The organism is Pusillimonas sp. SM2304 (assembly GCF_031628915.1).
Classification (GTDB): domain Bacteria; phylum Pseudomonadota; class Gammaproteobacteria; order Burkholderiales; family Burkholderiaceae_B; genus Pusillimonas_C.
Genome location: NZ_JAVLUJ010000001.1, coordinates 1,557,489 through 1,569,469, shown reverse-complemented (window position 1 = coordinate 1,569,469; position 11,981 = coordinate 1,557,489). Strand labels below are relative to the sequence as shown.

The window sequence follows — 11,981 nt, the reverse complement described above, 5'->3', positions numbered from 1 at the left end:
TCAAGCCCGGGCCGCGCGGATCATATTGCGCGCGATCACCAATTGCTGGATCTGCGTGGTGCCTTCATAGATGCGGAACAGGCGCACATCGCGGTAAAAGCGCTCGATCGAATAATCGGACACATAGCCCGCGCCGCCGTGTATCTGCACCGCCCGGTCGGCCACTCGCCCGCACATTTCGGTGGCAAACAACTTGCAGCACGACGCTTCGGTGGATACGTCTTCACCCGCATCCCGGCGGCGCGCCGCGTCGACCACCATCGAGCGCGCCGCGTAGATCTCGGCCTTGCTGTCCGCCAGCATGGCCTGGATCAGCTGGAAGTCGGCAATAGGCTGCCCGAACTGTTTCCGCTCCATGGCATACCGCAGGGCATCGTCCAGCATGCGCTCGGCCACGCCTGTGCTGACCGCCGCAATGTGCAGCCGGCCCTTGTCCAGCACCTTCATGGCCGTCTTGAAGCCCACCCCCTCGCGGCCGCCGATCAGATTGGCGGCCGGCACCCGGCAATCGTCGAACACGACATCGCAGGTATGCGCGCCGCGCTGGCCCATTTTCTTGTCTATCTTGCCCAGCGACAGGCCCGGCGAACCCTTTTCGACCACGAAGGCGGAAATGGCGCTGCCGCCTTTTGCATTGGGGTCCGTGCGCGCCATGACGGTAAAGATATCGGCTTCGGGCGCGTTGGTGATGAAGCGCTTGGTGCCGTTCAGGATGTAGTCATCGCCGTCGCGGACGGCGGTGGCGCGCAGGGAGGCCGCATCCGACCCCGCCCCCGGCTCGGTCAACGCAAACGACCCTATGATTTCTCCGGCCGCCAGCCGGGGCAGGTATTTCTGTTTTTGCGCTTCGGTGCCGTCAATGACGATGCCCTGCGAGCCAATGCCATTATTGGTGCCGATCAAAGACCGGAACGCCGGCGACGTCTTGGATATCTCGAAGGCGAAAAGCACTTCTTCTTCCATGGTGAGGTTCAAGCCGCCGTACTGCTCGGGAATCGACAAGCCGAACAAACCCAGCTCACGCATTGCGCCGATGATGCGCTCGGGAATGCGATCGGTTTCCGCCACCTCGTCCTCGATGGGAATCAATTGCTCTCGCACAAAGCGTGCCACGCTGTCCAGCAGCATATTCAGTGTTTCCTGGTCTCGTATCATTGCCCTTCCTTATGATCGGCTTGCCCCCAGGTTCGCCCCAGGCTTTTTTCCACGCTCCTGACCAGCTCGACCAGGCGCGGACCCAAGTCATTTTCCAGCTTGTCGTGGGCCAGCAAGTACGCCGGCCCGCCGCAGTTGAACGCCATCTTTCTTTCGCCCTGCACACCCAGCAGCGGCACCCCCACCGCGCGAATCTCGGGCTGCCATTCACCCAGGGCAATGCAAAAGCCATGCTCTCCGTAGTACCGGAACGCCGACTCCAGGTCTTTTTTGATGCGCGGCCAGTTCTCCGGATCGGCCATCCGTATTTCATCCAGCACCTGGTCGCGCTCCGCGTCCGGCATGCCGCAAATCAACGCCTTGCCCATGGAAGTCGTGGCAATGGGAATGCGCGAACCCACGTCCAGGCGCAGAGTCACCCTGGCACTGCTCCGGCAGGTTTCGACATAGATCATGCTCAGGTGGTCGCGCACGCCAATCGCGACGGACACGCGGGAATAGTCAGCCAGCTCCTGCATCTGGACATGCGCCAGCTTGCGTATGTCCAGATTGGCCAGCGTTGCGTAGCCCAGGCTCAGCACACTGGGCGCTAGCATGTACTTGCCCATCTCCTGGGAGTAGTCCAGGTAGCCGAGTTTTTTCAGGGTATAGGTCAAGCGCGACACTGTCGGCTTGGGAAAGCCGGTTTCACGCGCCAGATCGGCGTTGGTCAGATACGACCTGCCCGGCTGAAAACAGCGCAGCAATTCCAGCCCCCGCGCAAGCGCGTTGACGAACTGGCGATCTGTCTTGTCTTCTTCTATGTCCGCTATACGGGAATCGTGCCCCATACCACTCTCCTCCGATGCCAACCGGCCGCCCTGCGCAGCAGGGACAGCGATGGTGGCAGCAATTCTGTCACGGAGGATGAGAGCGGGTCAAAAATTTCGAAACGACGATTCGCTGTGCGAAATTACGGCCTGTATCGTCTTGCCCGGCGCCGCGCAGGCAAGACGATGGCCAGGGGATCAGAACCGATAGGTCGCCGTCGCAATAATGCTGCGTTGCGCGCCCCACCAGCAATCGCCGCGGCCCAGGCATGTGCTGACGTAGGTCTTGTTGAACAGATTGGTGGCATTCAGGGCATAGCGCCACGAATCTGTTTCGTAGGCCAGCATGGCATCGACCAAGGTGACGCTGGGTGTTTCCGGCGCCGGGCCGTCGCTGAAGGAACCCAGCCAGCGCACCCCCGCGCCGGCAGAGAAACCGCTGGTCTGGCCGATGGCGAAACGGTACTTGCCCCACACCGAGGCCTGGTGTTTGGGCATGCCTTCCAGGGCGTCATCCAGATCGATGTAGTTGTAGCTGGCCATCAGGTCCAATTGCCGGCCTATGACGGTTTTGAGCTCCAGTTCAAGCCCTTTGTTCTTGGTCTTTCCGGCCTGGATGCTGTTGTTGGGGTTGGTCGGGTCCGGCACCAGGCGGTTGCTCTCGCGCAGCGAATACACCGACGCGTTGAACAGGGTGTCGCCATCTTCCGATTCGTACTTCAGGCCGGCTTCAACCTGCTCGCCGCGCATCGGCACAAAGCGGTCGTTGTCGGCATTCAAACCGCTGACGGGCGTAAACGATTCGCTGTAGCTCAGATAAGGCGACCAGCCATTGTCGGCGGCATACATCAGTCCCAAGCGCTTGCTGACCGCGGTGCTGGTCTGGTCGCGGTCGCCCTCGACGCTGCTGACCGACCGGTCGTGGCGCAGGCCCGCCACCACAATCCAGTTCTGGCCGAACTTCATCTGATCCTGCAGATAAAAACCCGTGTCGCGCTGGCGGGACGTCGGGTCGTCGCTCATGGCCGGCGGGGTGAAGTTGCCATACACCGGGTTGTAGGCGTCGATCAACGGCACGGAGCCGCCCAGATAGACAGGCGCATCAAAACCCGACTGCTTCTCTTCGCGGGCGTAGGCAAGGTCGAAGCCCAGCAGCATCTGGTGGCTGACCGCGCCGGTATCGAACTTGCCGGCCAAATGCTGATCCGCCGTCAGCATATTGACCTTGGTCAGCGTGGCGTCGGCATACCGGCCGAACAGGCGCTTGTTGACCGGATCGCCGGCCCAGCCGCCCGGCAGGGTGAAGGAATCGCCGTACAAAGACCGGTAGTCGACTTCGTTCTTGGCCCAGCGGAAATTCTGGCGCACCGCCCAGTTGTCATTGAACTCGTGCTCGAACAGCCAGCCCAGCGACTGGCGCTTTGAGTCGTAGCGATCCCAGTCAGGTTCGCCGATGAAGCGATGCACGCTCAGCGGGCCATTGGGGTTGTCGATGGCGACGCCCTCCCAGGGGAAGAACTGCGAAGTCGATCCCGACTTGTCATCCTGCCACAAGGCCTGCAGCGTCAACGAGGTCCGGGCGCTGGGGCGCCATGTCAGGGACGGCGCCACCATCATGCGGTCATCGGGCACGTGATCCACCTGCGTATCGGCCTTGCGGCCCACCGCTACCAGCCTATACAGCCAGGTGCCATCCTCGGTCAACGGCCCGGTGAAATCAGCCTGCAACTGCTTGCGGTTATGCGTGCCATACGAAATGCCGACCTCGTTCTGTGCTTCGGCCAGCGGGCGCTTGCTGACCATGTTCACCACGCCTGCGGTGCTCCCCTGGCCATACAGCATGGAAGCCGGGCCGCGCAGCACTTCGATGCGTTCCAGCATATAGGGCTCGACGCGTGTCGTGCTGGTGTACCAGTTGTAGTTCTGGCGCAAGCCATCCAGGTAAGTGCTGGGTTCCGAACCCCGGATGCGGTATGAGTCGGTGCGCGAGTCCAGCCCATAGGCATCGGACCGCACGCCCGCCGCGTAATTCAGCGCGTCCTGCAGGTTCTGGGCGCCCTGATCAATCATTTCATCGCGCGTGACCACCGTCACCGACTGCGGTGTCTCGATCAACGGTGTGTCGCTTTTGCTGGCCGTGGCCGCCCGCTTGGCAATATAGCCCGTGACCGGCGATGTCGCCGTTTGGGCTTCAGGCTGAGCGGTCACGGTAATGGTTTCCAGGGTTTGCGTTCGGCCCGTTGCCGGTGTGGCGCCCTGCGCCCAGACGGGTTGCGTGGACGCGGCCAGCAGCGAAAACGCGCTGGCGACGGCCAGGGCGCACGCCCTGGGCCGCATAAAAACGACTGTCTGCATTGTTATCTTCCTTTTACGCGGCCGCAAACCGCCGTGCCTTTACCCTTGTATTGGCACTTGTTGTCATGTCATGAGGCTTTTTTGAAGCCAGATCGATTATGATAATTGTTCTTATTACGATATAAAAGGAAATTTTTTGGCAGCGATGCGTCAGCGCAACGCTGCCAGGCGGCCGCTTACTTCACGTCATCCAGTTTCTGCTTCAAGGCATCCAGCGGCAATGCGCCGTTCACCCGGCTGCCATCGGCAAAAATAATCGCCGGTGTGCCCTGCACCATCAACTCCCGACCCAGGGCCAGCACCGTGTCGACCGGCGTGTCACACTTGGCTTCGGGAGGCACCTTGCCTTCAAGCATCCAGGCGCGCCACGTCGCCGCTTGGTCTTTCGCGCACCAGATATCGCGTGCCTTGATCTCGGAGTCCGGCGACAGGATCGGGAACAGGAAGGTGTACACCGTGATGTTGTCCACTTCCTTCAAGGATTGGTGCAAGCGCTTGCAGTACCCGCAGTTGGGGTCTTCGAACACCGCAATCTGCCGTGAGCCGTCGCCGTTCACCTGCTTCACGGCCAGTTCCAGCGGCAACGACGAAAACGACACCTTGGACAGGGCTTCAAGCCGCTCCGCCGTCAGGTCCCGGCGCGCTTTGGCGTCGATCAGCGAGCCCTGCAAGACATAATCGACATTCGCATCGGTATACAGCAGGTCCATGCCCACCTGGATCTCAAACAGCCCAGGGAACGGCGTGCGCTTGACCACCCTTACCTCGACCCCGGGAAACCGCCCTTCGAAGGACTTGCGCACCGCTTCTGGCGAGCCGAGGTCGCGCGTGGACAATACCTTGGCGGGACGAGCGCCTTCATTCCCTTCGGTGGACAGCACGTTTGCGTCGCGGGCATGTTCATTGCCCTGGGTGGAGAGCACCTGGGCGGCCTCTGTGTTGCTGCCTTGTGTGGACAGTGTCCGGCTTTGCGCCAGCGCGGGTTCACCCATCCATGACGCGCCGGCCACTGCGGCCGCTGTCAGTAATCCGATCAATCCGAAATGCATATAACCGCCTTATGGCCAATTCGGGCTGCGTGGCCCGGATTGGTAAAAATAATAGAAGCACTATAAACCATCGGGTCGAGGGGCAGGGGCTTCGGGCGGCATTGTCCGGTTCTTATAGGAGTGCGTATGCTATTTGGCTGCATTGTCTGGTTCTTAAGGGAATGCGTATGCTGTTGGGCCGCATTGCCTGGTTCTTGAGGCAGTGCGGTGGCTTCAGGCGGGCCGGACTCACATCGCTGCGATCCCGGCTGCGCCGGGATGTCCCACGTCTTGGGTTCCAGCCGGGGCGTGCGCGAACTCGCCGGATGGACAATCCCCCGGATTGTCCAAAACACCCGGCTCAAACATGCGCGCACTTGCACCCCCGGCCGAAACCCAAGACGCGGCGCGCTCAACGTTCGCCCGGCCCGCCTGAAGCCACCGCACTGCAAGGGCAGAGATCATGGTCGATGGCCGTTTTTGGCTGGGATTGGGATTGCTACTGGGATTGGGGCTGGAAACTGAAGCTGGGCGGCCGCAGAAAGCGGAAACCGGGACTTGCAAAGGAATTCGGCAACAGGCGCCTGTTGAGACGGGGGCCCGAATAGACCCAGATACGCAAAACACCCATGATCCGCCACCATTGGACAAAGAAACGCTTGTCTACCCGCGTTCACCTGCTCTAAAGACGCCGTGCCTGGCGCTGGATAGAGCGAGGATTGAGCACGCCGCCGGTCTGGGCCCTGCCGAGGAGGCAAGGCCGCGACTGATCGAGCAACAAGGGTGTTGGCAGCCCGGGGGGCTGCCAACGTTGCGAGTTTCGCGGCCGCCTCGGCAGGGCCCAGACCGGCGGGCAATCCCGGCAACGCCGGGATCGTGCGATTCTCTCGCGGCATCCAGCGCCAGGCACGACGTCTCTTAAGAACATGTGCATTCCAGAACCAAGCACATTCTGGCCCAGAGATACGCATATCCTACCCAGGGCCCAACCCAAAAGCAGCTACCTCCCCGCCGCCCCCCCAATCAGCAACCGCTTCAAAAACGGCACCCTGTCCACCACCTGCATCCCCACATTCCGCCCCCACGCCACGGGCGCAGCCTGGGCGGCAAACAAACGATGCAGGCCATCCGTAGCCATCCGCATCGCCAGAATCGGCTCGGCCCGCGCCCGCCGGTAACGATGCAGCACGCGTACATCCCCCGCGGCCCGGAAGGCCTCTTTATCGCGCAGCACATCCAGCAAGGCCTCTACATCGCCCAGGCCCAGGTTCAGGCCCTGGCCCGCCAAGGGATGCACCCGGTGGGCGGCATCGCTGACCAGCGCCACGCCGGGCGCGACCATGCCGCTGCCTTCCAGGAACAAAGGAAAGCCGAACAAAGGGCTGCGCACCTGCAGGCGCCCCAGCCGGCCGCCCGTCGCCGCCATCAAGCGGGTTTCCAACTGATGACGGCATTGCGCTTCCGGCATGGCCAGCAGCGCTTTGGCCATCTCGTCGGGCATGGACCACACCATCGATACCTGATGCCCATCCGCCGTATCCGGCATAGGCAGCAAGGCCAGCACCGTATCGCCCGTAAACCATTGCAGCGCCGCATTCTGATGCGGCAGCTCGGCCGTCAGATGCACCACCAGGCCCTGATCGCCATAGGGCCGCGACGTGTGGCTGATGCCCGCCGCCTGGCGCACCGCCGATTGCGCGCCGTCGGCGCCCACCAGCAAATCCGGCGTCAAGCTGCGCCCGGTATCGGTCACCACCGTGCGCGACGCCAGCCGCTGGAACTTCTCGGGATGCCAGACGATGCCGAACACCTGCGCTGCCTGTTGCAAGACGCGCTCCAACTCGCTGGACTCGACAATCCAGGCCAGCGCCGTCTGCGCGGCCTGCCAGGCATGCAGGTGCACCATGCCGCTGGCATCGCCATACACTTCCATGGTTTCAACCGGCGTCACGCGTGCCGCATCCATCATGCCCCACACACCCAACTGATCCAGGAAAGCCTGGCTGGACGCCGAAATCGCGTATACACGGGGGCAGTACACGTCGCCCGCCGGGGCTTTAGGCGCGCTGCGGGGGCCAAGCAGCGCAGGGCTGAAGCCGGCCTTGGCCAGGCCCAATGCCATCGCGAGGCCCGCAATGCCGGTGCCGCAAACCAGTACAGATTCCTTGCTCATCGCGCTGAAGGCACACCGGCCTGTTTGGGCCACAACACCCAGACGTCGCCGGGCTGCTTCATGCGGCCCGCCCGAGCGCCGGCTTCGTCGCCAAAGCCCCAGTAATAGTCAGTGCGTGCCGCGCCCTTGATCGCCGCGCCGGTATCCTGGGCAAACACCAAGCGCCGCAACGGGGTGCTTGACGCGGGCTGCTGGGTTGCCAGGTACATCGGCGTGCCCAGCGGCACAAACGTCGTGTCCACCGCCACGGCGCGCTGCCCGATCAGCGGAATGCCATAAGCGCCCTTGGGGCCGAGTTCCGGATCAACGACCGCTTCTTCATTGAAAAACACCATGGCCGGATTGGCGTTCAACATTTCCTGCACGCGCGAAGGATTCTTTTTTGCCCAGGCCTTGATGTTCTGCATGGACGCCTGCGCCAGCGGCAGCTCGCCCTGTTTCGCCAGCCATTGCCCGATCGACATATAGGGGCGGCCATTATGATCGGCGTAGGCCAGCCGGATGGTGTCGCCGCCCGCCAGTTGCGCGCGGCCCGAACCCTGTATTTGCAGGAAGAAGGCCTCGACCGGATCGTTGACCCAGACGATGGCATGCGGCTGGCGGTCGGCGGAAGCCGCGATCTCGGCGCGCGTGTCGTAGGGCACAATGCGCTTGCCCACCAGCTTGCCGCGCACCCGTTTGCCCGCCAGCTCGGGGTAGACCGAGCCCAGGTCTATGGTCAGCAAGTCATCGGGCGCCGCATACAGCGGCCATTGGTAATCACCCTGGCGGGTGCGCGAGGCATGCACCAGCGGTTCGTAGTAACCCGTGACGGTATTGCGGGCGGGCTTGCCGGCCGCATCCAGCAGGCGCCAGGGCTGCAAGTGCGCTTGCAGGAACTGGCGCACGCTGTCGGGCGATGCCGTATCGGCGTCCAGACCCGACTGCGCGGCCGCCGCGCACACAGGCTGCCAGACGCGCGGGGTCGCCCGCGCCTGCTGGGCCAGCGAACCCGACACCGGCCGCATCAGGCCTTTGCAATTATTCAGGAAGGCTTTCCAGACATGGTCCAGCCCATCGTTCTGCCAGCCCGGCAACGACGCCCAGGATGCCTGCAGGAACTTGCCGGCCAATGCCCGCGGGGCCGTATCGGGCAAGGCGCTCAGCGCGGGAACCCGCAACGGCTGCTCGGCAATATTGGCCGGCGTGGCGCCGGGCCCGCCGGCGGTCTCATCGGGCGACAGGGGTACGCTGCTGCATGCCGCCAGCAAGACAGGCAAAGCGGCCGAAAACAGAATTCTTTTCATAGACTCGCAAGGTCGGGAGGGTTAGTGCAAGGTACGCGGCATGGCCAGGACGAACTCCTGGATGGGAACGTCGAACGGAACGCCATTTTCCCCCACGCAATGATAGGCGCCCCGCATGGACCCCACAGGCGTGGGCAGCGGACAGCCACTGGTGTATTCAAAGGTTTCGCCGGGATTCAGCAGGGGCTGCTGCCCGACCACGCCCAGCCCGCGCACTTCCTGGACGTGCTGGTGCCCGTCGGTAATGATCCAGTGGCGGCTGATGACCTGGGCGGCATGCTGGCCATTGTTGGTGATGCGCACGGTATAGGCGAAGACGAACTGCTGATCATTGGGGTCGGATTGGTCCGGCAGATACTGGGGCGTCACCGTCACCGCAATGTCGTATGGTTTCATGTTCGGGGTTCCAGATTAAATGAAGTGGAATAACCTGCAATAATGGCACATCCGCAGCTTTGTCATTCGTACCTTAACCGATTTACGCACATGCCTTTTACCCGACCTACCCGTATTGCCCCCAGCCTGCTGGCCGCCGACTTTGCCAAGTTGGGCGACGAAGTCAGGAATGTGGTGGCGGCCGGTGCCGACTGGATCCATTTCGATGTCATGGACAACCACTACGTACCCAATCTGACCATAGGCCCGATGGTTTGCGAAGCGCTGCGCCCCCACACCGACGCCCCGATCGACGTGCACCTGATGGTCGAACCGGTTGACGCCATTATCCCGCAATTTGCCCAGGCGGGAGCCAATATCATAACCTTCCACCCCGAGGCCTCGCGCCATCCCGATCGCACCTTATCGCTGATCAAGGAACACGGCTGCAAGGCGGGGCTGGTGTTCAATCCGGCCACCTCGCTCGACTGGATGGACTATGTCATGGATAAGCTCGACGTCGTGCTGCTGATGTCGGTGAACCCGGGCTTTGGCGGGCAGCGCTTCATTCCAGGCACCCTGGCCAAGCTGACCCAGGCGCGCCGCAAGATCGACAGTTGGCAGAATGCGGGGGGCCAGCCCATTGCGCTGGAGATCGACGGCGGCGTCAAGGTGGACAACATCGCAGCGATACGCGCGGCCGGCGCCGACACATTCGTGGCCGGCTCGGCCATCTTCAGCCAGCCCGACTATAAAACGGTGATCGACGCTTTGCGCGCCGAGATCGTCAAGGGGGAATCGCTCTCGGCCTGACAAGCCCGCGCAGTCAGTGGCTGGCGGCGCCCGCCTGGTCCGGATATTCAGACAAGCTCGTTCCGGCCAGCAGCGAGCGCCGCTCTATGAACAAGGAATTCCCCGCAATCTTCTTGGCCTCTGACTTGGCCAGGGCGGCGAACTCGGCAATCTGGTAACTGGAGTACGGCAAAGCGGTATTGACTTTCACCACGCCCAGCGAAATGCTGATCAGCGGATGAAAGACTTCAACGCCCTGCCGGTTTTCCGTCACATAGCCGCCCGCCTCGACATGCTCGGGCCGGTAAAAAGGCGCGGTTTCACCGGAAAAACGATCCAGCACAAGCTGGCAGCGCCTGCTCCAGTCCTGGCTTTTGAACACCACGATAAAGTCGTCGCCGCCAATATGCCCCACAAAGTCGACATCGACGTCGGCGCACTCACGCAATAGCTTGGCCGTGATCTGTATGATCTCGTCGCCCTTGCGATAGCTGTACAGGTCGTTGAAGGGCTTGAAGTTATCCAGGTCGACGTAGCACACGGCAAATGGGGACTCGCTTTCCAGCAGCGCCTCGATGTGCTCATTGATAGGCACGTTGCCCGGCAGCTGCGTCAGGGGGTTCGCATAGCGGGCGGCGTGAATCTGCATCTGCGTAATTTCGCGGATCAGGTCGAAGCCCGTGCCCACCCCCAGATAGCGCCCCTGCTCGGTGATGATGAACCCATCGGACAGGTGATGCGGAGTGGCTTCGGCAATCAGGTGCCCCAGGTTCTGCAGGCTGGTCTGGTGATCGACGATGAGCGGCTGGTTTTCAATGAACTGCGCGCAGGGCTTGTTGCCGTAAAGCTCGCGGTGATAGGGCCGGGCCAGGCGCTCGAGCAGGCGCAGGCGATGAATCAGGCCGATGGGCGCGCCATTGCGCAAGACCGCCAGGACCTGCAAATCGTCCTGGGCCTGAAAGATATTGTAGACATCGGTGGTGGGCGCGGTGTCGGCCACGGCGGGCACGATGCGTAATATCTTGCGCGCCGTGGCAACGGACTTGTAGGCATCGTTCATCAGAGGTCTTCTTCCGTGTGGCGCTTTGCCCATCAACTCAAGGATATGTTCCGGCATCTTCAAGGCGGGCGGTAGCGCGGGCCGGTGCAGGAAATAGCCCTGGCCGTACGGTATGCCCAGGCTGCGCACCCAATCCAGCTCCTCTTCGGTCTCGATGCCTTCGGCGATCAGCTTGGTTCTGGACTGCTGGGCAATCTCGCAGATGGAGCGGACGAACTGGCGCTTGACGGGGTCCTTGCCGATGCTTTTGATGAAATACCGGTCGATCTTGACGTAATCGGGACGCAGCTCCGACCATAAGCGCAGGCTGGAAAACCCTTCGCCCAGGTCATCAAGAGCGATCTGCAGTCCCGACTGCCGGTGATCCGCCACGGCCTGCTTCAACAAGGCGTAGCTGGATGTGGTGTCGGTTTCGGTCAACTCCAGCACGATGCTGTCGTATTTGATTCCCTCTTTGACCAGCCCCGCCAACGGCGAGGCGCCTTGCACCGACATGACCATGGCTTCGGGACTGACGTTCAGGAATAATTTTCCGGCCAGGCCCAGTTGCACAAAGCGGTCGATGTGCACTTGCAGGCACAGGCATTCGAGCTCGACTGTCTTGCCATACAAGCGCGCCAGCTTGAACAGAGCCGTCGGCTCATGCAAAGACGAATCGGCGGGGCCGCGTATCAGGCCTTCGTATCCCAGGATATCGCCCGACCGTACATCGACGATAGGCTGATAAAGCGGCGTAAGCGCCTTGCTTTGCAAAATGTCGCGGAAATCAGCATCCATGCCGGCCGATACGACTTCAGCTTGGCGCCTCGCAAGCGAAGCGGCACCCGGAATCAATGCGTCCATCATTGGGAAATTCATCCAGTTCTCGCCTTATATGAAACAAATTGCAAGGCATATCTCATAATTTAACAGCGCCATATTACAGGCAGGTTGCGCCAAGTAGCTATA

The 11,981-nt window shown here is 62.0% G+C and carries 9 protein-coding genes; 1 reads left to right on the top strand and 8 read right to left on the bottom strand.

What is annotated here, in order from left to right; all coding sequences use genetic code 11:
- The 7 genes from RE432_RS07260 to apaG form a co-directional block, all read right to left on the bottom strand.
- Positions 1-1,155: an acyl-CoA dehydrogenase family protein gene (locus RE432_RS07260; RefSeq protein ID WP_310932626.1), complete on the bottom strand. Its 1,155-nt coding sequence runs from the start codon at positions 1,153-1,155 to the stop codon at positions 1-3.
- Positions 1,152-1,985 carry an IclR family transcriptional regulator gene (locus RE432_RS07255; protein ID WP_310932625.1) on the bottom strand — a complete coding sequence of 278 codons (834 nt, stop codon included), beginning with the start codon at positions 1,983-1,985 and terminating at the stop codon, positions 1,152-1,154. The genes RE432_RS07260 and RE432_RS07255 overlap by 4 nt, the downstream gene beginning before the upstream one ends.
- 177 nt (positions 1,986-2,162) lie before the next feature.
- Positions 2,163-4,319, bottom strand: a complete 2,157-nt coding sequence (locus RE432_RS07250; RefSeq protein WP_310932624.1) for a TonB-dependent siderophore receptor — start codon at positions 4,317-4,319, stop codon at positions 2,163-2,165.
- A 176-nt stretch (positions 4,320-4,495) separates the two neighbouring features.
- Complete coding sequence (locus RE432_RS07245; protein WP_310932623.1) at positions 4,496-5,368, bottom strand: DsbC family protein; 873 nt, start codon at positions 5,366-5,368, stop codon at positions 4,496-4,498.
- 979 nt (positions 5,369-6,347) lie between these two features.
- Positions 6,348-7,520, bottom strand: coding sequence for an FAD-dependent monooxygenase (locus RE432_RS07240; protein WP_310932622.1), 1,173 nt, complete (start codon positions 7,518-7,520; stop codon positions 6,348-6,350).
- Complete coding sequence (locus tag RE432_RS07235; RefSeq protein WP_310932621.1) at positions 7,517-8,806, bottom strand: murein transglycosylase A; 1,290 nt, start codon at positions 8,804-8,806, stop codon at positions 7,517-7,519. The genes RE432_RS07240 and RE432_RS07235 overlap by 4 nt, the downstream gene beginning before the upstream one ends.
- A 21-nt stretch (positions 8,807-8,827) precedes the next feature.
- Positions 8,828-9,202: a Co2+/Mg2+ efflux protein ApaG gene (gene apaG, locus RE432_RS07230; protein ID WP_310932620.1), complete on the bottom strand. Its 375-nt coding sequence runs from the start codon at positions 9,200-9,202 to the stop codon at positions 8,828-8,830.
- Positions 9,203-9,292: 90 nt separating this feature from the next.
- On the opposite strand from apaG, the gene rpe reads away from it, so the two are divergent.
- Positions 9,293-9,994, top strand: a complete 702-nt coding sequence (gene rpe, locus RE432_RS07225; RefSeq protein ID WP_310932619.1) for a ribulose-phosphate 3-epimerase — start codon at positions 9,293-9,295, stop codon at positions 9,992-9,994.
- 13 nt (positions 9,995-10,007) lie between these two features.
- Here rpe and RE432_RS07220 read toward each other — a convergent pair whose 3' ends face one another.
- On the bottom strand, positions 10,008-11,891 hold the full coding sequence (locus tag RE432_RS07220; protein ID WP_310932618.1) for a GGDEF domain-containing protein: 1,884 nt from the start codon (positions 11,889-11,891) through the stop codon (positions 10,008-10,010).
- Positions 11,892-11,981 lie beyond the last annotated feature (90 nt).